Raw genomic sequence first — 23,806 nt, forward strand, 5'->3', positions numbered from 1 at the left:
ATTTTGCGTGGGGGGATATCTTGCATCTTTACTTATTTAATGCAGTGACAATATTATTTTACGGCTTTATTATCGGTCTGTTTAATAACAAACGGAATAAAGTCATTATAGCTGCAATTGCTTTTGTTCAGTTACTCGTTATTATGGTTTTACGGAAAGACACGGTGGGAGCAGATGTTCGAACCTATTATCAATATTTTCTGCTTATTTCAAATTTGAAATTTCCTGCATTTGAGTTTGTTAATATGGAATCTGGTTATGTGTTTTTCAACTCGTTAATTTCCTTTTTCACCATTAATAAACAATTATTTATTGTTATTATATCGGCTGTAATTTTGACTGGATATTTTCTTTTCTTATACAAGAATTCTGAAGATATTACACTAAGCATTTTTTTATTTATAACTTTAGAGTTTTATTCCTTATCATTTAGCATGGTCAGACAGTCAATTGCTATTATTATAATTTTATTTAGTTACGAGTTCATTAAGAAAAGAAAGCCCCTGAAATTCGTGCTTTGCGTATTGCTAGCGACGCTGTTCCACAAAACCGCAATAATATTTATCGTTTTTTATGTTGTTACGAAAATCAAAATTAGTTATAAGTATATAAGTTTTGTACTATTAGGATCCCTAGTAGTTTTTATGCTCGGAGGCAGCCTAATAAATTATTTAGTTCATAAGTTTTATCCTTATTATTCCGAGTTAGTCGTTTCCGGCGAAGGGGTGACTATGCTCATTTTATTAACAGGTATATTACTGGGAATGCTACCACTCCACAAGGAACTTATCACCAAAAACTCAGTGAATAGTATGTTGTTTCACGCTTTGATTGTTGCTGTAGTACTTCAAATTATGTCCATCCAATTTTCTTTGTTTAATCGTATGACGCTCTACTTTACAATCTTTTTAACCATTTTGATCCCTTCTTATATCAAAATGATTGAAGATTCTAGAATAAGATTATTGGTTAAAATTGGCGTCGTGTCATTGTCTCTAATTCAATTGGGACTGGCATTAAAGAATAACCTATTATCGATTGTGCCTTATTTTTTTTACTGGCAGTAAGGGGCGGCAATATATGTGTTTGAGAGTACTTCATTTTGTAGGTAGCATGGACTGTGGCGGGCAGGAAACCATGATTATGAATTTTTATCGGAATATAGATCGTTCAAAAGTTCAGTTTGATTTTGTCGTTAATGACGGAGGTCCGTATTTCTATGAAGAAGAGATAAAGACGTTAGGCGGTAATATGCATAGAGTAGCGCCTAAAGGGAGGACATTTGTAAAAAATTTATTGTCAATAAAAAAAGTAATTGCTGATGGTGGTTATAACATCGTACATCTGCATACTTCCCACGCTATTAGCGTGATCAATTTATTGTTATTTCGACTGGCTGGTGTGAAAGTAATTATTGCACATAGTCATACCAACTTTGGTACTCATGTATTTATTCATAGAATGATAAGACCTTTAATTAAGTACGTAGCAAACCACTATTTCGCTTGTTCCGACGAAGCCGGCACTTGGCTTTTTGGAAAGCAACTAGCCGATTTGAAGATTCTTAAGAATTCTATAGATAGCCAACATTTTACTTACAGTGAGCAGAAGCGAAAAGAGATAAGGCAAAAGTTGGGGATCGATAGTAAGTTTGTCGTTGGTCACATAGGCCGATTGACTCGAGCAAAAAACCATTTTTTTATTCTTGAAACATTTAAGGAAATATACAATAAAAACAATAATGCTATTTTGCTTTTGTGCGGAGAAGGAGAATTAAAGGAGCAGTTGCTAGAAAAAACGGAACAACTTGGTTTAGCCAGGGCGGTGTTTTTTTTGGGATTGCGCTCTGATACAGCTGAACTTCTTCAATCGATGGATGTTTTTCTATTTCCCTCTCTTTATGAGGGGCTTGGAATTGCCGCTATTGAAGCGCAAGCAGCTGGGTTAAAGGTTATCGCTTCTGAAAACGTTCCGAGAATAGTGAAAATAACAAACCTTGTTGATTTTATTTCACTGAAGCAACCTCCCGAAACATGGGCCGATGCCGCAATTAGAGCTATAGGAAGGGAAAGGCCAAATACGCACGAGGACATTGTAAAAGCTGGTTATGATGTAAAGGATAGTGCAACGTGGTTAGAAAACTTCTATATAACCGCTAATTCGAACTGAACACACAACTAGGGAGGAATACGCTCAATGAAGTTTTTACTGTTTACGGTCTTCGATTTTCCTCATTCAGGTGGAATGTCGACTCATATGGGTTTAATGAGAAAGGGATTGACTGACAGACAAAATGAAGTCGATACACTCAGTGTTTCCAATTTAAGCATATTAATGAGAAAAATTGTATTGTCGTTGCCTTGTAAACTTTTAAACTTGATTAATAAAGACTTAGGCACTTTGTGGGTTTACGGGTTTACTGAGGTTATGCTCAGTATACTCTTTTTCTTTTCCATACTTTTTCGTCAGAAATACAATGTTATTAACTGTCAAGACATACTGGCTGCTAGAATTGCGATTCGTTTTCAACGAATTTTTAACTATAAAATATATTTAACCGCCCACGGTTACTTTGTACTGCAAGCCGCAAGTGATGGGTGTTTGAATAAGGATGGTTTTGTAGGGAAATTATACTTGCGGTTTGAAAAAAATGTTTACTCCCATCCAAAAGTTGAATCGATCATAACGGTTGACAGCAGAATCAAGCAATATATTGTTGATATGGCAGGTCACCAAGGGGTCTACTCAAAAACTACTATATTGAAAAACTTCATTGATATTGATGCATTTAAGCAAAATGGATTAGATGGTGGATGGCTTAGGGGAAAATGGAATTTGCCCAAAGAAAAGTTTATTATGCTGAGCACTAGAAGGTTGGTACCCAAAAACGGAGTTGTTTATCCCATATTAGCACTGAACGAACTAAGAGGAACGAAAGAGTTCGACAACATTCTTCTCGTATACGCCGGCAATGGGCAAGAGAAGAGTAAAATGGAAGAGTTAATAAAATTGCATAAATTGGAAGATAAAGTGGTTTTCCTGGGCGATGTAAATCACAAGGAAATTGCCGAACTGTATAACGTTTGTGATGTAATTCTTGTACCTTCCGTGAATTCTGAGGGCGTTGAAGAAGCGACGTCAATTTCGGCAATAGAAGGAATGGCATGTAACAAAGTCGTAATTGCATCAGAGATTGGAGGGCTAAAGGAATTAATTAAGCATACATACAACGGTTTATTGGTGAAGGAAAAGGATGCAAAAGATCTTGCAGATGCTATAGTAACCGTGTATTCCGATGAAGCAAACCGTAAACTGCTCGAGATAAATGCAAGAAAAACAGTGGAAGAGGAACTAAGCTTAGATAAAAGAATAAAAGAGTATCTGGATATTTTTTCGGGGAAAAAGTCTAATATTACAGAACCCCGATGAAGATAACTTACCTAGATAGGTGATATTTCGAATTTTATGAAAACAACATTGATTCTTAAGAATGCTACTTACCTATTCGCAAGCAATGTAGTGGTCCGTATTGTAAGTGCGGGAGCGACTATATTAGTCGCGAAGATGGTTGGAATTCATGATTTTGCTCTGTTAAGTGTTGCAATGGCATTGGCGGCTATTTTTGTGTTTTTTACTGATTTAGGTTTAAGTCAGACATTTATTAGAGAAGTAGCAAAGCCTCATGTCGATCTTGCCAGCCTTTTCAGTGAACTTTTTTTCTCAAGGGTTTTATTATGTCTAGTAACATCGCTTTTATCGATACCCTTCGTGTTATTTTTATATAGTAATAATAGTAATATGCAGTATGCGGCCTTTTGGATTATCATACCTTCAATTTTCGGCGTTGCGTTTCAAGGGATCGGAATAGTATATTTTCAAGTAAGAGAAACCATGATCTATAGCGCACTCATCCAAACGGTATCAGGTATTATGACTGCAGTGTTTCTTTTTATTTGTATTTTTATGAACTGGGGTATAAATATTGTAGCCCCGTTTTATGGGATTTCCTTTTTAATTGGTGGCGTATTTAGTCTTTGGTTAGTTTTTCGGAAAATACAATTAAAATTAAAATACCAGTTACCTGAAGCGCTACTGAGAGATCTTTTATCTTTTTCGATTGGCGGAGGGCTGTTGATGGTTCTCCCACAGATGGGATCGCTCGTGATGGAACGGGTAACAGAATTAAAGCAAGTGGGCCTTTTCTCAGCAGCTTATCGTATTCCCTCTTTTCTATATTATATTCCCGGGGTTGTGGCGGCAGCTTTTTACCCATTACTATTTAAATTTGGAAACGCAAACTTGAAAGAAGAGCATTTCAAATTAAGTGTTAATCAGATTCGGATTATGCATTCTTTCGGAGTAGTCATGTGTCTCCCATTTTTATTTTACCCCCAATGGTGGATCGAATTCTTATTTGGTCCGCAATGGTTAGAAGCATCAGTTACATTATCTATACTATCTTTAATGGTTATATTACAGTCGGTTAGCTTTCCTCTCGCGGATGCCTTAACAACCAAAGGAATGCAGAGGAAGAGGGCTATAATCCTCTTTCTATCATTAGTAATAGGAATCACACTTTATACTATATTGGGGGCAAAACTAGGGAGCCTTGGTGGGGCCTATGCAGCCTTAGGCGTGGAATTGACGATGCTTGCAGGATTAATTGCTTTTAATCCGCAAGGCCTTAGATTATTTTGGAAAGGGACATCCAGAAACTGGATTAATCTTTTGATTGTCATTGGAGTTCATATGCTAATTTCTGGGATGATTTATCCTATTATAGGAATGGTTTTAGATGTACTGATGTATACATTTATGTTTCTGGTTCTCAATAAAGAAAGTAAAGAGTTTGTTTTTCAGCTATTAAGTAAACGAAGGAAGGTCTAATATGTGGCTATTTTAGTAACTGGAGGAGCAGGGTTTATAGGAAGTCATACTTGCATAGAACTATTAAACTCAGGGTATGATCTTGTCGTGGTAGATAACCTATCTAATAGCAGTATGGCTTCCATCAAGAAGGTGGAGGAAATTACAGCAAAAAAAGTACCATTCTACAACGTGGATCTGTTGGACAAAGACAGCTTAGGATCTGTATTTCTTCACCATGATTTTGAATCTGTCATTCATTTTGCGGGGGTGAAGGCAGTTGGAGAGTCAACGCAAAACCCCCTAAAATACTATCAAAATAACGTAATGGGGACACTTAATCTTTGTGAAGTCATGCAGAATCATAAAGTTTTAAAGATGGTGTTTAGTTCTTCAGCTACGGTTTATTCACCATCCGCTTCCGGAATTATGACGGAAGAAAACCTGCTAGGAGCCAGCAACCCCTATGGTCGTACTAAGTTAATGATTGAAGAATTGCTGAAGGATTTATCTGCATCGAACAACAATTGGAGTATCTCGATACTCAGATACTTTAATCCGATCGGCGCGCATTCTAGTGGCCAAATAGGCGAGGATCCCAAAGGAACCCCCAATAATTTACTCCCTTATATAGCTCAAGTTGCGTCAGGCAAGTTACCTATAGTGAGGGTGTATGGCATTGATTATGACACCATTGATGGGACAGGGGTAAGAGATTACGTCCATGTTGTGGACTTGGCAAAAGGGCATATCAAAGCTCTTGATAAGGTCAAGACTTCTAATGGAGTTTCGATATATAATCTGGGGACGGGGAAAGGGTACAGCGTCTTAGAGATGATTCGAGCTTTTGAAAGAGTTGCTGATCGAAAAATACCTTACAAAATAGAAGCAAGAAGAGATGGTGATGTAGCTATATGCTATGCGGATCCATCTAAAGCAATGTTGGAACTTGGGTGGGTAGCTGTAAGAGATATAGAGGAAATGTGTGAAGATGCCTGGCGATGGCAGAAGAACTACCCAGAAGGATATACTATGTCCGAAATGATGAATAAATTCTAGAGGTGATTCAATGAACTGGCTTAAAACAAGTAAATTTTTTGTTTCATTCTGTACACTTGGTCTTTTGCTTTTTACGTTACAAACTATGGTTGCAGCAGCCCCAACAACAACGCAACCCAAAGTCACTACTGGCTCGTACCAACTCGTCTTTGACGGTAAAGTACTACAGCTACCTGAAGGTCAGCATATCTTCGCCTTGAATGGGACTACATATGTTCCAATGCGTTTTGTTTCTTACGCGCTGAAGAAAAGCGTGCAGTGGGATGCCTCCAGCAACCGCGTGACGGTCAAGGATCCCACAAAGTCCGAAACCATTGCGTTGAATGAGTTCTTGATGAATGCGATGGGAACTGGCCTAAATAAGGGTGGATCCACGGTGCAAATTAAGCCGGTAGCCGCGAAGTTTGTATTCGATGGCGCAACCAAGGCTCTTCCTAAAGGTCAAGGCGCCTACGCCCTGAATGGAACGATCTATGTTCCACTTCGCTTCATGTCCGAATCTGCTGGTTCCACGATCTATTGGGATGCCAAAGCTCAACAAATTTCGGCGAGATCGAAAGGCTTTAATCCGAATGCAGGCACTTCGACAGGCGGTAACGGTACTTCGGGTTCAACAGATGGCGGACAAGCTAACAACAACGGACAAACGTCGGGCGGTACTAGCGGTTCAACAGGTGGCGGCACGGCTTCCAAGCCAAGCTATGAATCGATTACTTCCAATGCCCAAGCTCGTCTGACTAACTTGCAGAATAGCTGCCAGGCCGCGCTCATGGATATCGGGATTCAGTACATCAGCACGGAGGATGCGAAGACGAAAGAATCGCTTAAGAGCAAAGGTTACGCGCAATTGGATTCGTGCACCTCTTCCTTCAATCAGGTTCTGGCTGAAACGGAAGCTCAGCTTACTGCCAATGGATATAGCACGGCCATCCTTGCGGATTATCGTCAAACCTTCAATGCGCAAGTTGAAAAAGGCAGAGAAATTATGGCGGGTATGCTGTAAACTTATCTGAAAACTTCTCGCTCTTTCGAGCGCGAGAAGTTTTTTTGTTTATTTAGGGAATGTTGGGACTAGGAATGTGCGAGACCACTTCAATCGAGAGGTCGTCTGAAATAAAGGCGCGTTGCATATGTTGTAACCTAGATCTAGGTTGGAACTCGAAGCTCCCGGCAGCGCATAGACGGCGTAACCAGCCTTTGTTATAATAATGGCACAACTTACCAGTTTGTGAGGCTATGCGGAATACGTTCCGAACTTGCTTGAAGCAAAGGTTTACATTTTGTCCTACGACACTCCTACGGAGGCGATAGCATGGAGAAGTACATCAACAATTACGTAATTGTGACGATCTTCATTCTGCTGGGCATCCTGCTTCCCGTTGCCGCGCTGACCGCGGGCCGGATTTTACGGCCGCATAAGCCGACCAACGAGAAAGAGACGACGTACGAAAGTGGCAATGAGCCGGTTGGCGAAGGGCAAGTCCGTTTTAATGTGCGCTATTACTTGTTTGCGCTCATGTTTGTCGTGTTTGATGTAGAAACCGTTTTCTTGTATCCGTGGGCCGTTGCGTATAAGCAGTTGGGCCTTTTTGTGCTGGTCGAGATGGCGATCTTCGCGGGGCTGCTATTGGTAGGATTGCTGTATGCCTGGAGAAAGAAGGTGCTGAAATGGAATTCGATTTAGCGTCTATTTCCCCGGAGGAGCGCCGGGAGCTGGAGCGCAATGTATTCGTGGGCACGCTGGAGCAGCTAAAGGCCTGGGCGCGCAGCAATTCGCTATGGCCGCTCACGTTCGGGCTTGCCTGCTGCGCCATTGAGATGATGGGTACGGGCGCATCGCACTACGACCTGGACCGGTTCGGCGTCATGTTCCGCACTTCGCCGAGGCAGTCCGATGTCATGATCGTCGCGGGAACGGTGACGAAGAAAATGGGACCGCTGCTCAGACGTCTATACGATCAAATGCCGGAACCAAAGTGGGTCATCGCGATGGGCTCCTGCGCGACGGCTGGCGGACCTTACGTGAAGTCTTATTCGGTTATGAAAGGCGTCGATCAGATCGTGCCGGTCGATGTGTACATACCCGGTTGTCCGCCGAATCCGGCTGCGCTCATCTACGGCATCAACAAGCTGCAGGAGAAAATCCGCTATGAAGCCAAGACCGGAAAGCGGGTGACGAACCGATGAGCGACGAGGAGAAGAAGGAAGGCGCAAAGGATGATTTAGAGCCTGATGCCACCTCAGGCTCGCAGCGGAGCAACGATTTGAGCGAAGAGCTAACAGCGGCTAACGATGCGGAACGAGGGGAATCTCGGCTATCGGCGGCTGAAGCGGGTACAGAGAGTGCTGTTCTAGAGACGGGAGCAAATACAGACACATCAGACCCAATTGATCTCGAGCGTGAATCAAGATCGGGATCAACTGCAGAATCAGGTGTGGAGCATAGGGAAGCTGACCAAGAGACGGCAGAAGCCCGCGCGGCTCGAGCCGCAACCAAGGCCGCAACAGAAGGCGGAGCCGCCAGCCCTCCGGCGCCCGCCGATCCCGAGCGCGAAGCCAAGCTCGCAGCAGCGGCAGAAGCCCCCGCGGCTCGAGCCGCCGCTAAGGCCGCAGCAGAAGGCGAAGCCGCCGGCCCTCCGGCGCCCGCCGACCCCGAGCGCGAAGCCAAGCTCGCAGTCGCGGCGGAAGCCCGAGCAGCCCGAGCCGCAGCCAAAGCCGCAGCCGAAGGCGGAACGCCATCAGCTGCTTCTGGCAGCGCCGAACAGCCGCCAGCCGCGACATCGCCAAGGCAGCCCGAGCTCGACGGGCTAGTCGCGCTCATCCGTGACGCAGCCGGCCCGGACGCCATCGAATCCGCTACGCTCAACGAACTAAACGGCGACTTGCCCACCATCATTGTTCAATCCGACCATTTAACCGCCGCAGCAAACGCACTGAAGTCCGCCCCACAGACTCGCTTCACCTACTTACGCAACGTATCGGGGGTGGATTACGAAACGCATCTCGAGGTCGTCTACCACCTCGTATCGCTGACGACCGGACGCGATGCGGCCATCAAAGTCAAAGCCGATCGCGAGCAGCCGCAGATTCCGTCGGTCACCCCGATATGGGCGACGGCCAACTGGAACGAACGAGAGATTTACGACCTGCTCGGCATTCATTTTACCGGACATCCGGATCTTCGCCGCATTATGATGCCGGACGACTGGGAAGGGCATCCGCTCCGCAAAGACTATGCGCCACTTGATCCGGAGGTGTGACAAGCCGTGATACGTACGGAAGAACTGCTGCTCAACGTCGGCCCCCAGCATCCGAGCACACACGGGGTGTTCCGGATCATCGTTAAGCTGGACGGCGAGGTCATTACCGAGGCGACGCCGGTCATGGGGTATTTGCACCGGGGAACGGAGAAGCTGGCGGAGGAGCTCACTTATACGCAAATCATCCCCTACACGGACCGGATGGATTACGTCTCCGCGATGACCAATAACTACGTGCTCTGCCATGCGGTGGAGACGATGATGGGCCTTGCGGTCCCGGAGCGCGCCGAGTTTCTGCGTCTCATCGTCATGGAACTGCAGCGGGTCGCGAGCCATCTCGTCTGGTGGGGGACATACCTGCTCGACATCGGGGCGATGAGCCCGTTTCTCTACGCTTTCCGCGACCGGGAGACGATCGTGAACTTGTTCAACGAACTGAGCGGCGCGCGGCTCACTTACAATTACATGCGGGTCGGCGGGGTGAAGTGGGATGCGACGGACGCATGGCTAGATAAGGTCCGAGACTTCCTCCCCTACATGGAAAAGAAGCTCGTCGAATATGACCATCTCGTCAGCGGCAACGAAATTTTCCTCGCGCGTATTCGCGGCGTAGGGCGTTATGACGCAGAGACCGCGATCGATTACGGCCTCTCCGGGGCCAATTTGCGCTGTACCGGGGTCGATTGGGATCTTCGCCGTACGAAGCCGTACAGCCTCTACGAACGCTTCGAGTTCGACGTTCCCGTTGGTCGCACGGGCGACTGCCACGATCGCTACCTCATTCGGTTGGAGGAAATTCGCCAATCGCTGCGCATTCTGCGGCAAGCGCTGGAGCAGTTCCCGTCCGGAGGCGAGACGATGGGCAAGGTGCCGCGCGTCATTCGGCCGCCGGCCGGCGAGGTGTACGTCGCCATCGAATCGCCGCGGGGCGAGATCGGCTGCCACATCGTGTCCAAAGGCAAGCAGGAGCCGTACCGGCTTAAGTTCCGCCGCCCGTCGTTCGTCAATTTGCAAATCTTGCCGAAGCTGCTCGTAGGCGAAACGATGACGAACCTCATTACGATCTTGGGCGGGATCGATATTGTCGTCGGGGAGGTCGATTGCTGATGGGCGGCATGCTGGACGACACGCTGACGTGGGGCAATGCGTTCGTATTTCTGCTATGGGGCGTCGTGCTCCTCGTGCTGGTGCTCGGCTTCGTCACGTACGCGATTTATTTCGAGCGCAAAATTATCGGCTGGATGCAGCTGCGCATCGGCCCGAACCGAGTCGGCCCGCTCGGCCTGCTGCAGACGGTGGCGGATATTTTGAAGCTGCTGATCAAAGAAGATACGATCCCGCGCAAAGCCGACCGGGTGCTATTCATGCTGGCGCCCGCGCTGGCCTACGTTCCGGCTTTCGGCGTACTCGCGGTCATTCCGTATACGCAGGACCTGTATTTCGCGGACATAAACGTTGGTCTCCTCTACTACGTGGCGCTGTCCGGCATCACCACGATTGCGATCGTGCTCGGGGGCTGGGCGTCCAACAACAAATACGCGCTGCTCGGGGGCATGCGGTCGGCGGCGCAGATGATCAGCTACGAGGTGCCGCTCGTCATTTCCGTCGTCGGCGTCATCATGATGTCCGGCACGATGAACTTGCGCGGAATCGCGGAGCAGCAGGGGGATTGGTTCTGGCAGTGGAACTTCCTCCCGCAAATCATTGGCTTCGTCGTGTTCGTCATCGCTGCCGTCTCGGAGCTGAACCGGACGCCGTTCGACCTGCCGGAGGCGGAATCCGAGCTGGTGGCGGGGTATCACGTCGAGTACAGCGGCTTTCGCTTCGCGTTCTTCATGCTGACGGAGTACGTGTACATGTACGCGATCGCGGCCCTCACGACCGTGCTGTTCCTCGGGGGCTGGCACGCGCCGCTGGCATTCCTGGATTTCGTGCCGGGTATCGTCTGGTTTCTGCTCAAATTCGCGCTGGTCGTCTTTTTCCTCATATGGCTTCGGGGCACGATGCCGCGCATCCGCGTCGATCAGCTGATGGGGCTCGGGTGGAAGGTGCTGCTGCCGCTGGCGATCCTGAACGTGTTCGTGACGGCGGTGTATCTCGAGCTGTTCGTCAAATAGCGCCAATCGAAGCCGACAAGAAGGGGGCACGCCCATGAAAGGCCTGTTGAAAGGACTCGGCGTCACGTTCAAAGCGATGACGAAGCCGAAGGTGACCATCGCGTATCCCGACGAGCCGTTGGTGATGCCGGACCGGTTCCGCGGCATCCAGCATTTTATCCCCGAGCTGTGCATCGTCTGCAATCAATGCGCCCGCGTCTGTCCGACCGACTGCATTACGCTGACGGGCAAGCCGAACCCGGACCCGGAGAAGAAGGGCAAGGTCATCGATACGTTCGATATTAATTTCGAAATTTGCATTCTGTGCGACCTGTGCACCGAGGTGTGCCCGACCGAGGCGATCGTCATGACGAACAATTTCGAGCTGGCCGCTTACAGCCGGGACGATCTGTTCAAGGACCGGCAATGGCTGAGGGACAACAACAAGAACGTGCGCCAAGACAACAACAATATCGGGGCACCGCAGCCGGGCAAAGGGGGCGCGAAGTGAGCGATGGGTAACGTTGAGCTGACGGGAGAGTTCGTCGCGTTCTTCGTCTTCGCCGTCATGATCATCTCCGGCTCGGTGTTTATGATCAGCCTCACGAAAGTGGTGCATATGGTGCTTTCGCTGCTGGCGGCCTTTATTGGCGTGGCGGGGCTGTTCATCCTGCTGGAAGCCGAATTCCTCGCCTTCGTCCAGGTGCTGATTTACGCTGGGGCGGTGGCGATCCTGATGATCTTCGGCATTATGATGACGAAGCATCAAGAGGAGGAGAAGGCGACGACGAAGCGCGCTTGGCAAGAAGGGTTGGCGGCCGTGGGCGCGCTTGCGCTGTTCGGGCTGCTGTTCTTCGCGATCCGCTCGTCGGAGCTGGCGCCGGCGCAGTCGTTCGAAGCCGGCGAAGACAACGCGCTCGAGATCGGGAAGCTGCTGTTCACGAATTACGTCATTCCCTTCGAGCTGGTGTCGGTGCTGCTGACCGTGGCGTTTATCGGGTCGATCGTGCTGGCCAAGAAGGAGGCGGAGTAGCGATGGAAGTTTGCGCGAAAATGGAAGCGGCCGCGCCGCGCTCGCCGTTAGCCGGCTTGCCTGCCGGGCCGAAGGCGATAGGGTTCTCGGCTATGACGTATCCCCCGCTTACCGCGATGCTTCCAAAGGAGGCTTCGGTATGCTCGCTTCGTATTTGACTCTTGCGGCGATCTTGTTCTGCGTCGGGCTATATGGCGTGCTGGCCAAGCGCAACACCGTCGTGGTGCTGCTGTCGATCGAACTGATGCTGAACGCGGCGAACGTCAATCTCGTCGCCTTCTCCAAATACGGCGTCGTCCCGTCGCTCTCCGGCCACATGTTCGCGCTCTTCTCGATCGCGGTCGGCGCGGCGGAAGCGGCTGTGGGGATCGCCATTCTGATCATGCTGTACCGCGCGCGCGGCACGGTGAACGTGGACGACTATGACGAATTGAGGGGGTAGGAGCCATGGATACGATTTTTACGCAGCTGGGCTGGCTCGTGCCGTTATTCCCGCTTGCGGCCTTCCTCATCCTGACGGCGATGGGGCGAGGAAACCGGACGTTGGCCGCATGGATCGGGACGCTAGCGTCCTTGGGCTCGTTCGCGCTGTCGGTGCTCATCTGGACCGAGCGGCTGGGGAGCGATGCGCTAGATTACAGCGACGGTTTCCGTTGGCTGTCCGCCGGGCCGCTGCAGCTGACGCTGGGCTTCGAAATTACGAACCTGACGTCGCTCATGCTGCTGGTCGTCACCGCCGTGAGCGTGCTCGTCAATCTCTATTCGGCGGGTTACATGAAAGACGACGAGCGGGCGACGGTCTTCTTCGGCTATGTCGCGCTCTTCGCGTTCTCGATGCTTGGACTCGTGTTGGCCGATAATTTGCTGGGGCTCTATGTATTCTGGGAGTTGGTGGGCGTCTGCTCCTTCCTGCTTGTCGGCTTCTGGTACACCAAGCCGTCCGCTCGGGCCGCGGCCAAGAAAGCGTTCATCGTGACGCGGATCGGCGATGCGGGGCTCCTGCTCGGAATCATTCTGCTGTACTGGCAAATGCCAAGTCATACGCTCGACTTCGCGAGCATTCAGAATGTGTTCCAAGGCCAAGGCGGCGCCATTGAAGCCGGGATGACGACGCTCATTGCGCTGCTCATCTTCGTCGGCGCGGCGGGCAAGTCCGGCCAATTCCCGCTCCACGTCTGGCTGCCGGACGCCATGGAAGGGCCGACGCCGATCAGCGCGCTTATTCATGCGGCGACGATGGTCGCGGCGGGCGTCTTTCTGATCGCGCGGACGTTCGATATTTTCGAAGCGTCCCAGGCGGCGATGGATACGGTGGCGTACATAGGCGGCTTCACGGCGATTTTCGCGGCGACGATCGCGGTAGCGCAGCAGGATATGAAGCGCATTCTCGCGTATTCGACGGTGAGCCAGCTCGGCTATATGATGATGGCGCTCGGGCTGGGGTCGCTGACCGGCGGTATTTTTCACCTCGTAACCCACGCGTTCTTCAAGGCGCTGCTGTTCCTCGGAGCGGGCAGCGTCATTCACGCCGTACATACGCAGGATATCCGGCAGATGGGCGGCATATGGCGGCGGATGCGGGTGACGTCGGTCACCTTCGGCATCGGAGCGCTGGCGCTGTCGGGCATCCCGCCGTTCTCGGGCTTCTGGTCCAAGGACGCGATCTTGCATACCGCGTTTCAGGAGAAGCCGCTGTTGTTCGCGCTGGGGCTGGCGGCGGCTTTCCTGACCGCGTTCTATATGTCCCGTCTCTTCTTCTCCGTCTTCACGGGCAAGGCACGGGGCAACCTCGGCCATGTGAAGGAGTCGCCGTGGACGATGACGCTGCCGCTGGCCGTACTCACCGTTCCCGCGGTACTGTCCGGGCTGATTGAGACGCCGTGGAACAATACGCTCGGACACTGGCTCTCCGGCGGCACGGAGACGACGCATACGGGCGGCGGTCTCGTCATGGTCGCTTCGGCCGCGGTCGGCGTGTTGGGCATTTATATCGGCTGGCTGGCGTATGCGAAAGGCACGATCAACCGCGAGACGATCACCGCTCGCGTGCCCGGACTCGTGCGGCTGCTTGGCGAGGGTTATTATGTGGATCGGCTCTACAACGCGGTATTCGTCCAAGGCGTGCGCGGGATCGGGCGCGTCTTCGCGATTATCGACGATCACATCGTCGGCGGTGCGGTCCGCCTGGTTGGCGGGGCTGCCCTGCTGCTCGGCCGCGGCGGAACGCGCCTGCATAACGGCCAAGTGCAAACGTATGGCTTGATTACGCTGTTCGGCCTCCTGGTCTTGCTCGTCTCGATTGCCGGAAGGGGGTGGTGGTAGTGTTGGAAGAACTGCCGATTCTATCGCTGATCACTTTCTCGCCACTGCTGGGTCTGCTCGTTCTTCTCTTTCTGCCCAAGCAGCGAAGCCGGTGGCTGAAAATAACGGCGATCGCCGCAACCTTTATTCCGCTGGCGCTTTCCCTATGGCTCTATGCCGATTACAGCTCCCGCTCGCCCGAAGACGCGGCCGCGTACGGCGAATCGGTTACGTGGGTGGATGTCGCGCTGAACAAGGAAACGGTGGGCGACGTAGCATCGTATTCGTTCAAGCTGGCCTACCAAATGGATATCGACGGGGTATCCTTGCCGCTCATGCTGCTGACGACGATCGTGGCCGCCATGGCGGCGCTGGCTTCGGTGCATATCAAGAAACGGTGGAAAGCGTTCTACTTCTGGTTTTTGCTGCTCGAGGTCGGCATGCTCGGCGTGTTCATGGCGCGCGATTTGTTCTTATTCTTCATCTTCTTCGAGCTGACGCTCGTTCCGATGTTCTTCCTCATCGGCATCTGGGGATTTTTCGGGAGGGAAAAGGCGGCCAGCCGGTTCCTGATTTATAACGGTCTCGGTTCGGCGATCATGCTGGTGGCCTTCCTGCTGTTGACGGTCACGGCGGGCTTCCATCAGGTGGAGACGGGAAGCGGGGAGGGGGTCCGCCTCGAATATAGCGGAAGCTACGAGGTGCTGCAAGAGAGCTTCTCGAACCCCGATTCGTATATTAACCAGGGGGCGCCGGAGTCCGGTGGCGATACCGCGATGACGACCGCGCAGAATCCGTTCTACCTGTCGGAGGCGATGCGGTGGACGATTTTTCTCCTGCTGCTCATCGCCTTCGGGATTAAGCTGCCGATCGCGCCGTTCCATACGTGGATGCTGCGCGTGCACGCGGAAGCGCCGCCGTCGATCGTCATGATTCATTCGGGCGTGCTGCTCAAAATGGGGGCTTACGGCCTGATGCGCTTCGGTCTCTTCTTGTTCCCGGCACAGGCGGGCGAGGCGGCGGTCGCGATCGCGGTGCTTGGGGCGGTCAACGTCCTGTACGGCGCGATACTGGCAATGGTGCAGAAGGACCTGAAGCTTGTCCTAGCCTACTCCTCGATCAGCCATATGGGCATTGTGCTGCTCGGATTGGCATCCTTGAACGAGATCGGGCTGGAAGGCGCCGTCGTGCAGATGGTGTCGCACGGCCTGATCTCCGCGCTGCTCTTCTTGATTGTCGGCAGTCTGCAGGAGCGGACGGATACGACGGAGCTTGCGCAGCTGGGCGGCTTGGCCCGCAGCATGCCGTTCATGAGCGGCGTCCTGCTCGCGGCGGGCATGGCGTCCCTTGGCTTGCCGGGGCTGTCCGGGTTCATCGGCGAATTCCTGTCGCTGCTCGGCCTGTTCGACACGCAGCCGGTTATCGTTGCGGTCGCCGTGCTGGGCGTCGTGCTCGCGGCGGTCTATGTGCTGCGCGCGGTGCTGGCGATTACGTACGGACCGATGCCGGAGAAGTTCGCGGCCTTGCGCGATGCCCGATTAGTTGAAGCGGTGCCGATGATCGTGCTGCTGGCGATGATCGTGCTCGTTGGCATCTATCCTTCCATCTTGACCGATCCGATGGCGCATGGCTTCGACGCGCTTATTCACATGCTGCCGGGAGGTGAGGCGTCGTGATCGCGAACCAAGGAACAACGGCGACGGTCGGCGCGTTCACATGGAGCGACGCGCTATATTTGGCGCCGGAAGGTCTGCTGATCGTCGTGGCGCTGCTGCTCATTCTGATCGACCTCGCGCTCCCGAGCACGTTCGGCAGGAACAAGCTGGGCTGGCTTACGCTTGCCGGTTTGCTCGGATCCGGCGGACTCGTCATATGGCGGATGGCGGAGGTAGCGGGCGTACGGGCAGAGGAGAACGGAAGCAGCGGCGTGATTCGGGTGCTGGCGGACAGCTATCGGATCGATCATTTTGCCGGTACGCTCAAGCTGATCTTCCTGCTCGCCGCCGCGCTCGTCGTCCTGATGAGCAACGGGACGATGAAGCGAGAGGAGACGCCGAACCGGGGCGAATACTACTACTTGATGCTGCCGGCCGTCGTCGGCGCGATGATTATGGTATCCTCGGGCGACCTGATCACGCTGTATGTCGGCCTGGAGCTGCTCAGCGTCACGACCTACGTGCTCGTCGGCATGCGCAAGCAGGGAGCGAAGTCCGCGGAGGCCGCGTTCAAATACGTCGTGACCGGCGGCTTGTCGTCCGCGTTCATTTTGTTCGGCATGTCGTATTTGTACGGCGTGGGCGGATCGACGAACATCGGCGCGATCGCGAACGTCTTCCAGACGCAGGGCATTGCGGGCCTGTCGCCGCTGCTCGCCGTTGGCCTGTTCATGCTCATTGCCGGGTTCGGCATCAAAATCGCGGCCGCGCCGTTCCATGCCTGGGCGCCGGATGTCGTGGAAGGTTCATCGTCGCCGGTCGCGGCCTTCTTGGCCGTCGTATCCAAAGGGGCGGCGCTCGCGGTCGTCTTCCGCATCGTGTATAATATCGTCTTCTTCGCGGATTCGCCGGACGGCGACATCGCGGGGGATACGTTCCTGCTGCTGCTCGTGCTGGCCGCCGCCTCGATGCTGATCGGGACGTTGACGGCGCTGCGCCAACGGCAGCTGAGAAGGCTGCTCGCGTTATCCGGCGTCGCCAATGCCGGCTACCTGCTCGTGCCGCTCGGCCTATCGCTGAAGGGCATGCACGCCTCGAATTTCGGCGAGTTACTCTTGTATCTGCTGGCGTATACGCTCATGACGATTGGCGCCTTTGCCGTCGTGGCGACGGTGACGCAGGCGGCGGACGACGAATCGTTCGGCAGTTTCGCCGGCTTGTATCACCGGGCGCCTTGGACCGCGACCGCGATGCTGGTGTTTCTCCTCTCGCTGGCGGGGCTGCCGTTGACCGGCGGATTTTTCGGCAAACTGTTTATTTTGTTCGGGGCAGCCCAGTCCGGCGCGTATTGGCTGGTCGCCGTGATGGCGGTCAGCAGCGTCATCTCGTATTACTTCTATTTCGCGATCGCGCGGCAAATGTTCATGCGCACCGAAGGCGAAGATACGCGCGTTCCCGTATCGGGCGCGACGGGCGCCGTCATCTGGATGTGCGTGCTCGGGACGCTGGTATTGGGTGTATGGCCGGGCGTGGTGTTCGATCTGGTTAACACGCATTTTTCGATAGTCGGCGATCTGCTGATTCGGTAGGGAGTACGGAGAGAAGGCTTTCCTCGGGAGGGGAAGGTCTTTTTTGTGTGGCATCGAAAACCTATGAAAATGCAGTTTTCGTAACAACGATCAATTCTTAACGGACGGCAAATAGAGAGCGTTGGCAGCTATCTGAAATTGCGAGATATTGTTAGTCCCTAAGCTCTGATCAAGACGTAAAATGGTGCTTTGCGCATGGCATAACTAATATCGAAATCTGCATAGATTGGGAGGATTTAGAAGGGATGAGGACTACGTGGGAGCAGTGTCTTTAGCGATAATTAATATGACGGCCCCGAGAAAAGAGGACTTATCGGACGAAAAGTTTCATAATAACAAATTGCGGGTTAAAGGCTCAATATGATGAGCCGAATTCCATGGAGAGAAGGGTCACCAGATTGGCGCGAACGATACATCCGAAGCGGGACGATCGCCCGTAGAGGACGTCTGTAAAGAGACGTATGAAGACGTAGGTCAGCCGTGCAGAGCGCCGCGATCCGTTAGCGACCATTCATTTTATTCATTCAATTCTGGTCGGTCAGCACAGCCCCATCCTGGCAAAGACCATTGAAATCCCCTAAGTCAGCTGCGTGATCGGCATGAAGGGGGCGTTAAATCTGATCGACTCTCCTCAATCGGCGGTCAATGGCAACGGCTTGAAAGCAGTGCGACACGTATTAGGCAGGCATGGGTCGAACCGATAACGGATTGCCGTAATGCTCACGGCAATGCTTACAATGCCGATTAAAACACTGGTCGCAAGTGGGATTGCGAGATGGACGTTTTTGCGGCATCCGTTACGAAAAGGTGTTTTTTTCGGTTGCTCTATCACTATATGGGACTTGTGACCTATCAAGGTGAACGCGCCCGGTGCACCGACATAACACCGCCAATCGATCCAAGAAGCGAAATTACCTGCCGATAGGAGCTTTTGAAGTTTTCGTTAAAGGACGCTTCGAAAGGCATGCAATAGGGGGCGAAGTTGTACGTTGTAGGAAGTGGGAATATTGGTGGAAACATTTTCTTGGTGGTGAACGTCTATCATCTGACGGCTCTTGCGCAAGCCCGTATTAGCGCGAGAAGGACGGCTTTTCCAGGTTATGAACAAGGTGCTCCGAGTTAGGAGAGGGGCAAAGGCGGGTCTTTTTCCTTACTGGCATACGACGCGTATTCTGTTTATAATGGAACGATGGCAAAGCGGCCGAGAGCGCGCGAGCAATGAAGGCGGAGGCTAAGAGATGGACGCGGTTGTGAACGATTTTGCGGCAAGAGCCGGCATGCAGGGACTTATTTACATTATTATTGATCTAATTTGCATTACGGCGGCCTGGTTCGTCGTGCAGGAAATTCGTCTCGACGTATTTATGAAGCGGGCCCGCAGCGTACATACCAAAACGCTCCAAATTATGCTGGCCGTCATTCTGGGTCATCAGTTTGCCCGGTTCGTCCTCGATTACTGGCAATGGTCGAACCTGCTGCCGGGACTTGTCGAATAACAACATTGAAACATGTCAACAATGGGTAATACATGACGGTACGAAAAGAACATTGGCTTCCGAACAACTATAATCGGCATGATTCGACAGGTTTAAATTAACGCTTGTCGACTTATGTACCACGGTGATATGATGAGGAATAGTGGCGCTTTTGTTAGGTGCCAGATATAGGTAAAGAAAAACTGCGCGCGGAGGGAAACTTAAAGATGAGCAAAATAATCGTCCGCGGCGGTCAGCGACTAGTCGGAAACGTTCGTGTCAGCGGAGCCAAAAACGCTGTACTGCCGATACTCGCGGCCGCGTTACTTGCACAAGATGGAGAAAGCGTCATCGCCGACGTTCCATTCCTAGACGATGTAAATATAATCCAACAAGTGCTTGCCGCACTCGGGGCAAGTCTATCTTACGAGAACGAAACCATGCGCATCTCCGCGCAGCAGTTGTCGTCATATGAAGCGCCTTACGATTTGGTGCGCAAGATGCGCGCATCCTTCCTTGTAATGGGACCGCTCCTTGCAAGGCTCGGCTGCGCGAGAATTTCGCTTCCGGGCGGATGCGCCATCGGTACGCGTCCGATCGACCAGCACCTTAAAGGCTTTGAAGCAATGGGCGCCGAGATTACGCTCGGCCACGGGTTCATCGAAGCGCGCGCGAACGGACGATTGAAAGGCGCGAAGATCTATTTGGACGTGGCCAGCGTAGGCGCGACGGAGAACATCATGATGGCTGCGGCGCTTGCGCAGGGCACGACCACCATCGAGAATGCGGCGAAGGAACCGGAGATCGTCGATCTGGCGAACTATCTCAACGCTATGGGCGCGATCGTACGCGGCGCGGGCACGGGCGTAATTCGCATCGAAGGCGTCGAGCGCATGACGGGCGTTCGCCACGCGGTCATTCCGGATCGGGTTGAAGCCGGGACGTACATGATCGCGGCGGCGATTACCGGCGGCGACGTGCACGTGGAAGGCGCGATCGCGGATCATCTGGCGCCGGTTATCTCCAAGATGGAGGAGATGGGCGTCGAGATCACCGAGACGGATACGGGGCTTCGCGTTCGTGCGAGCAAGCCGCTGAAGGGCGTTGACGTAAAGACGCTCCCTTACCCCGGCTTCCCGACCGACATGCAGTCGCAAATGATGGCGCTGCTCATGGTATCGGAAGGCACCTCCGTCGTGACGGAAACCGTGTTCGAGAATCGCTTCATGCACGTGGAAGAGTTCATGAAGATGAGCGGCAGTATCAAGGTAGAAGGGCGCACGGCAATTATTAACGGCGGCGTGCCGCTTGTGGGCGCCAAAGTGTGCGCGACGGACCTGCGCGCGGGCGCGGCGCTCGTATGCGCGGCGCTCGTAGCCGACGGCGAGACGGAGGTCACGGGCATTCATCACGTGGATCGCGGTTACGTCGATATTACGGGCAAGCTGGCAAGCTTGGGCGCGATCATCGAACGCGTCGAAGCGGCGGCGGATGTCGTAACGGCATCCGAAAAACTGCAGACGCTGGCCTCGGGCATCGAAGCGGCGGTTAGCGCGGTTGCCGCGCAAGCGGATACGGTTCTGGCGGCAGCATTGGCCTCCGATAGCGTGTCCGAGAAGAAGCGCGACAAAGACGTTAGCCGTTTGAAGCCGCAGCCGACGTGGGCCGTGACCTGAGCGACAATAGACGAAAAAAGAACCTCCATACTCGGTATGGAGGTTCTTTTTTTAGCCTCGATTAGCGATCCTAAAAGCGTTTGGGCCTGCGCAGCAAGCGGCACAATCCATAAGCGCCGAAGATCCCGACGGAGTCAATCAAGACGTCGATCAGCCGCCCGTCCCGATTGAAGAAGGGCTGGAGGATTTCGGTCAACAAGGCGTACAGTACGGCCCAGATCAGACCAGAAGGTTGTTTGCCGCCTTTGGTCAGCAGCAGCGACAGAATGAAAAAGCCGGTGATGTGACCGATTTTCTGAATGACGTACAAGTCGCTCTCCGGCATGATATCCAACAGGAATAAATCCGCTAGACGTCCGTGCGATGTAAAGTCAAAATGGACGTAATAATCGCTAATCAGAAGGCTCACGCTGACCGTGCAGGTCCCCACGAAAAGAACGCCGCACCACAACATAATCGCTATCATTCGCATTGGAACCACCTCTTGCCGCATCGAAATACCCCTTATATCGCTATATTCTCTACTATTAACGCTTATTATGGACAACTTGCCACATATGGCGCGAACACCAAGATGAATGCAAGAAAGCCGCATCTGCATATCTTTAGTGCATTACTATAGCATACACCGACGGTCTTCTCAAATTTTCTCCATAAACTGACATATCGCGGCGGCCTCTATTACGTTCTATCCTATCATTGGGCTTCATAGGCTTATAGTGCAGGAAAGGCGACCGCTATGTTGGCGAAGCGAGGGAGGAGAATGAGCGTGAATCGAGTCAAATGGCGATTATCGCGACGCCGCGGCCATCGTGCGGGCCGTTGGCGTTGGTGGGCGGGTTTCGCGGCAGGTCTGTTAATGATTGGCGCGACTAAAGGGCTGCTGTTCCCCGGCGTGCAACCTGCCGAGTTAGATCCAATCGGCGCGACGGGTATACAGGAATCGGCTACGGTGGAGCACGAGAAATCGGACAATTCGAAGCTTTCTACGGGACAAGCTCCCGATAAGGCAACATCAGCGCCTTCGAAACCGGCCGAAAACGAACAACCCTTAAAGCCGGACAAAGAACAGCCTCCGACGACGAAAACCATCGCCGACTACGAACGCCTCCGCGTGAGCGTATACGTCACCGAAACCGAGCGCATCGAGCGCTTGCCGATCGAACTCTACGTGCGCGGCGTGCTGGCGGGCGAGATGCCGATTAATTTTGAACTGGAAGCGCTGAAGGCGCAGGCCATCGCGGCACGGACTTACATTTACCGGAGACTAATGAGCGGGGACCGCAGCGGAACGCCGGATGAGCAGGCGAACGTTACGAATACGGTCCAGCATCAGGTTTATATCCCGATGGCGGAATTGCTGAACCGCTGGAAGGGGCAGCAGAAAGAAGACAATCTCGCCAAGCTGAATCGGGCCGTCGAGGAGACGAAGGGACAGATCATCACGTATGCGGGCGAACCGATTCAGGCGGCTTTTTTCTCCACGAGCAACGGGTACACCGAGAATGCGGCGGACTATTGGACGCTCGACGTGCCGTATTTGAAGAGCGTCGCCAGTCCGTGGGACAAGGCGATCTCCCCGCGATACAAAGAGACCGTTACGATGAAGATCGCCGATTTGGCCGATAAGCTGGGCGTGAAGAAGAGCGCGGTTCGTCAAATGCGGGTGCTGGAGCGGACCGAGGGCAAGCGCATCGCGACGGTGTCTGTGGGCGGGGAGAAGCTGAGCGGGCGAGAATTTCGCGAGAAACTAGGACTAGCCTCCTCGCAATTCGACTGGCAGCTGGACGGCAGCGAGATTCATATTACGACCTATGGATTCGGGCATGGGGTCGGCATGAGCCAATGGGGAGCGAACGGAATGGCGCAGGCCGGCGCGGACGCCAAGCGCATCCTGCTCCATTACTATTCCGGCACGAAGGTGGAGCAGGTTTCCAAACTGCCCGAGGGGCTCTAGCAACTTGGAAACTTACAAGCTTGAAATTGTTGAAAGCCTCACGTATAAACTGCTAGCTTCTGGCAACAATGCTTGATGAGGTGATTAAACAATGAATGATCAAAACAAAAAACCATCGCAAGACGCTCCTAAAAACGTAGTGGGAGCCAGCAACGCCAACACATCCGCCTGGAGAAAACTGTTCTCCAAGAAATGGACAGCACCGGCAGCATTCATGGCAGCGGCGGCAATTATCGTAACCTTAATGTGGGTCTATCAGGGGCCGGACGAGACGCCGACAATGTCGACTACGCCGGACACCGAAGCCACCACGCCGGGTACGACGGCCGAGGAAGCGACCACGCAACCGGCTGAAGAAGAAGAGATCATCGTGAAGTCCGGCACGGAGACGATGCAGTGGCCGGTCGCCGATCGCAACGCGGTGAAGGTCGCCAGATCCTTCTATGACATCAACGCGACGAAAGAAGAGCGCGAGAGCGCGCTCGTGCAAATCAGCGCAGACACGATCGTCGGCAGCACCGGCATCAGCCTGGCGGCGGAAGGCGACAAATCCTTCGACGTTGCGGCGGCGCTCAGCGGCAAAGTATTCTTGGTGGACAAACATCCGACGAACGGCAACATCGTCGAAATCAAGCACGCCGACGGTCTGAAAACGGTGTACCAAAGCTTGAGCGACGTCCAAGTGAAAGTCGGCGACGAAGTCGAGCAAGGCGCGATCATCGCCAAAGCCGGCCGCAACGAAATCGAGCGTCAGCTGGGTAACCACTTATTCTTCGCGGTTTACCAGAACGGCACGGCGGTTAATCCGAACACGCTGCTCGACCAACAAGCCGAATAAG

The 23,806-nt window shown here is 52.6% G+C and carries 22 protein-coding genes; 21 read left to right on the plus strand and 1 reads right to left on the minus strand.

Annotated elements, in window-relative coordinates; all coding sequences use genetic code 11:
• Nucleotides 1-20 precede the first annotated feature (20 nt).
• The 19 genes from BCM02_RS13330 (at nt 21) to murA (ending at nt 21,010) form a co-directional block, all read left to right on the plus strand.
• Nucleotides 21-1,067, plus strand: coding sequence for an EpsG family protein (locus BCM02_RS13330; protein ID WP_148929583.1), 1,047 nt, complete (start codon nt 21-23; stop codon nt 1,065-1,067).
• A 13-nt stretch (nt 1,068-1,080) separates the two neighbouring features.
• Nucleotides 1,081-2,169, plus strand: coding sequence for a glycosyltransferase family 1 protein (locus tag BCM02_RS13335; protein WP_148929584.1), 1,089 nt, complete (start codon nt 1,081-1,083; stop codon nt 2,167-2,169).
• Between the two features lie 27 nt (nt 2,170-2,196).
• Nucleotides 2,197-3,429 carry a glycosyltransferase family 4 protein gene (locus BCM02_RS13340; RefSeq protein ID WP_148929585.1) on the plus strand — a complete coding sequence of 411 codons (1,233 nt, stop codon included), beginning with the start codon at nt 2,197-2,199 and terminating at the stop codon, nt 3,427-3,429.
• A 36-nt stretch (nt 3,430-3,465) separates the two neighbouring features.
• Complete coding sequence (locus tag BCM02_RS13345; RefSeq protein WP_148929586.1) at nt 3,466-4,887, plus strand: flippase; 1,422 nt, start codon at nt 3,466-3,468, stop codon at nt 4,885-4,887.
• Between the two features lie 3 nt (nt 4,888-4,890).
• The gene (gene galE, locus BCM02_RS13350) at nt 4,891-5,925 is read left to right on the plus strand and encodes a UDP-glucose 4-epimerase GalE (protein ID WP_148929587.1); all 1,035 of its coding nucleotides are present in this window, start codon (nt 4,891-4,893) and stop codon (nt 5,923-5,925) included.
• Between the two features lie 10 nt (nt 5,926-5,935).
• Nucleotides 5,936-6,928, plus strand: a complete 993-nt coding sequence (locus BCM02_RS13355) for a copper amine oxidase N-terminal domain-containing protein (protein WP_148929588.1) — start codon at nt 5,936-5,938, stop codon at nt 6,926-6,928.
• 309 nt (nt 6,929-7,237) lie between these two features.
• Nucleotides 7,238-7,609 carry an NADH-quinone oxidoreductase subunit A gene (locus tag BCM02_RS13360; RefSeq protein WP_148929589.1) on the plus strand — a complete coding sequence of 124 codons (372 nt, stop codon included), beginning with the start codon at nt 7,238-7,240 and terminating at the stop codon, nt 7,607-7,609.
• Nucleotides 7,594-8,112 (plus strand): NuoB/complex I 20 kDa subunit family protein, encoded by a 519-nt coding sequence (locus tag BCM02_RS13365; RefSeq protein WP_148929590.1) that lies wholly within the window; start codon nt 7,594-7,596, stop codon nt 8,110-8,112. The genes BCM02_RS13360 and BCM02_RS13365 overlap by 16 nt, the downstream gene beginning before the upstream one ends.
• A gap of 248 nt (nt 8,113-8,360) precedes the next feature.
• A complete protein-coding gene (locus BCM02_RS13370; protein ID WP_246183357.1) occupies nt 8,361-9,185 on the plus strand; it encodes an NADH-quinone oxidoreductase subunit C in 825 nt (274 codons plus the stop codon).
• Nucleotides 9,186-9,191: 6 nt separating this feature from the next.
• Nucleotides 9,192-10,292 (plus strand): NADH-quinone oxidoreductase subunit D, encoded by a 1,101-nt coding sequence (locus tag BCM02_RS13375; RefSeq protein ID WP_148929592.1) that lies wholly within the window; start codon nt 9,192-9,194, stop codon nt 10,290-10,292.
• Nucleotides 10,292-11,302 (plus strand): NADH-quinone oxidoreductase subunit NuoH, encoded by a 1,011-nt coding sequence (gene nuoH / locus BCM02_RS13380; RefSeq protein ID WP_148929593.1) that lies wholly within the window; start codon nt 10,292-10,294, stop codon nt 11,300-11,302. Before BCM02_RS13375 ends, nuoH begins: the two co-directional genes overlap by 1 nt.
• A 34-nt stretch (nt 11,303-11,336) precedes the next feature.
• A complete protein-coding gene (gene nuoI / locus BCM02_RS13385) occupies nt 11,337-11,792 on the plus strand; it encodes an NADH-quinone oxidoreductase subunit NuoI (RefSeq protein WP_148929594.1) in 456 nt (151 codons plus the stop codon).
• Nucleotides 11,793-11,795: 3 nt separating this feature from the next.
• Nucleotides 11,796-12,314 carry an NADH-quinone oxidoreductase subunit J gene (locus tag BCM02_RS13390; protein ID WP_148929595.1) on the plus strand — a complete coding sequence of 173 codons (519 nt, stop codon included), beginning with the start codon at nt 11,796-11,798 and terminating at the stop codon, nt 12,312-12,314.
• 139 nt (nt 12,315-12,453) lie between these two features.
• A complete protein-coding gene (gene nuoK / locus BCM02_RS13395) occupies nt 12,454-12,756 on the plus strand; it encodes an NADH-quinone oxidoreductase subunit NuoK (protein WP_148929714.1) in 303 nt (100 codons plus the stop codon).
• A gap of 5 nt (nt 12,757-12,761) precedes the next feature.
• Nucleotides 12,762-14,636, plus strand: coding sequence for an NADH-quinone oxidoreductase subunit L (gene nuoL / locus BCM02_RS13400; RefSeq protein WP_148929596.1), 1,875 nt, complete (start codon nt 12,762-12,764; stop codon nt 14,634-14,636).
• The gene (locus tag BCM02_RS13405; protein WP_148929597.1) at nt 14,636-16,291 is read left to right on the plus strand and encodes a complex I subunit 4 family protein; all 1,656 of its coding nucleotides are present in this window, start codon (nt 14,636-14,638) and stop codon (nt 16,289-16,291) included. The genes nuoL and BCM02_RS13405 overlap by 1 nt, the downstream gene beginning before the upstream one ends.
• Complete coding sequence (locus tag BCM02_RS13410) at nt 16,288-17,859, plus strand: NADH-quinone oxidoreductase subunit N (protein ID WP_342791307.1); 1,572 nt, start codon at nt 16,288-16,290, stop codon at nt 17,857-17,859. The genes BCM02_RS13405 and BCM02_RS13410 overlap by 4 nt, the downstream gene beginning before the upstream one ends.
• Nucleotides 17,860-19,097: 1,238 nt before the next feature.
• Entirely contained in the window at nt 19,098-19,355 is a 258-nt protein-coding gene (locus BCM02_RS13415; protein ID WP_148929598.1) for a DUF1146 domain-containing protein, read from the plus strand.
• 206 nt (nt 19,356-19,561) lie between these two features.
• Nucleotides 19,562-21,010, plus strand: a complete 1,449-nt coding sequence (gene murA / locus BCM02_RS13420) for a UDP-N-acetylglucosamine 1-carboxyvinyltransferase (RefSeq protein WP_148929599.1) — start codon at nt 19,562-19,564, stop codon at nt 21,008-21,010.
• A 70-nt stretch (nt 21,011-21,080) separates the two neighbouring features.
• On the opposite strand, the gene BCM02_RS13425 is transcribed toward murA, so the two are convergent.
• Nucleotides 21,081-21,476 (minus strand): VanZ family protein, encoded by a 396-nt coding sequence (locus BCM02_RS13425; RefSeq protein ID WP_187434192.1) that lies wholly within the window; start codon nt 21,474-21,476, stop codon nt 21,081-21,083.
• Between the two features lie 297 nt (nt 21,477-21,773).
• Here BCM02_RS13425 and spoIID point away from each other — a divergent pair, with 297 nt between their 5' ends.
• A complete protein-coding gene (gene spoIID / locus BCM02_RS13430; protein WP_425466174.1) occupies nt 21,774-22,967 on the plus strand; it encodes a stage II sporulation protein D in 1,194 nt (397 codons plus the stop codon).
• Nucleotides 22,968-23,181: 214 nt separating this feature from the next.
• Nucleotides 23,182-23,805 (plus strand): M23 family metallopeptidase, encoded by a 624-nt coding sequence (locus BCM02_RS13435; protein ID WP_246183359.1) that lies wholly within the window; start codon nt 23,182-23,184, stop codon nt 23,803-23,805.
• Nucleotide 23,806: the final 1 nt, after the last annotated feature.

Origin of the sequence: Paenibacillus methanolicus, from assembly GCF_008124765.1 — a bacterium.
GTDB lineage: Bacteria > Bacillota > Bacilli > Paenibacillales > Paenibacillaceae > Paenibacillus_Z > Paenibacillus_Z methanolicus.

Excerpts from the sequence above, each read along its gene's own strand:
- nuoI (WP_148929594.1), top strand. The coding sequence starts at position 11,337 with ATGAAAGGCCTGTTGAAAGGACTCGGCGTCACGTTCAAAGCGATGACG.
- BCM02_RS13335 (WP_148929584.1), top strand. The coding sequence starts at position 1,081 with ATGTGTTTGAGAGTACTTCATTTTGTAGGTAGCATGGACTGTGGCGGG.
- BCM02_RS13355 (WP_148929588.1), top strand. The coding sequence starts at position 5,936 with ATGAACTGGCTTAAAACAAGTAAATTTTTTGTTTCATTCTGTACACTT.
- BCM02_RS13415 (WP_148929598.1), top strand. The coding sequence starts at position 19,098 with ATGGACGCGGTTGTGAACGATTTTGCGGCAAGAGCCGGCATGCAGGGA.
- BCM02_RS13425 (WP_187434192.1), bottom strand. The coding sequence starts at position 21,476 with ATGATAGCGATTATGTTGTGGTGCGGCGTTCTTTTCGTGGGGACCTGC.
- nuoK (WP_148929714.1), top strand. The coding sequence starts at position 12,454 with ATGCTCGCTTCGTATTTGACTCTTGCGGCGATCTTGTTCTGCGTCGGG.
- BCM02_RS13390 (WP_148929595.1), top strand. The coding sequence starts at position 11,796 with ATGGGTAACGTTGAGCTGACGGGAGAGTTCGTCGCGTTCTTCGTCTTC.
- murA (WP_148929599.1), top strand. The coding sequence starts at position 19,562 with ATGAGCAAAATAATCGTCCGCGGCGGTCAGCGACTAGTCGGAAACGTT.
- nuoL (WP_148929596.1), top strand. The coding sequence starts at position 12,762 with ATGGATACGATTTTTACGCAGCTGGGCTGGCTCGTGCCGTTATTCCCG.
- BCM02_RS13435 (WP_246183359.1), top strand. The coding sequence starts at position 23,182 with ATGGCAGCGGCGGCAATTATCGTAACCTTAATGTGGGTCTATCAGGGG.
- BCM02_RS13365 (WP_148929590.1), top strand. The coding sequence starts at position 7,594 with ATGGAATTCGATTTAGCGTCTATTTCCCCGGAGGAGCGCCGGGAGCTG.
- BCM02_RS13340 (WP_148929585.1), top strand. The coding sequence starts at position 2,197 with ATGAAGTTTTTACTGTTTACGGTCTTCGATTTTCCTCATTCAGGTGGA.
- BCM02_RS13345 (WP_148929586.1), top strand. The coding sequence starts at position 3,466 with ATGAAAACAACATTGATTCTTAAGAATGCTACTTACCTATTCGCAAGC.
- BCM02_RS13360 (WP_148929589.1), top strand. The coding sequence starts at position 7,238 with ATGGAGAAGTACATCAACAATTACGTAATTGTGACGATCTTCATTCTG.
- nuoH (WP_148929593.1), top strand. The coding sequence starts at position 10,292 with ATGGGCGGCATGCTGGACGACACGCTGACGTGGGGCAATGCGTTCGTA.
- spoIID (WP_425466174.1), top strand. The coding sequence starts at position 21,774 with ATGAGCGTGAATCGAGTCAAATGGCGATTATCGCGACGCCGCGGCCAT.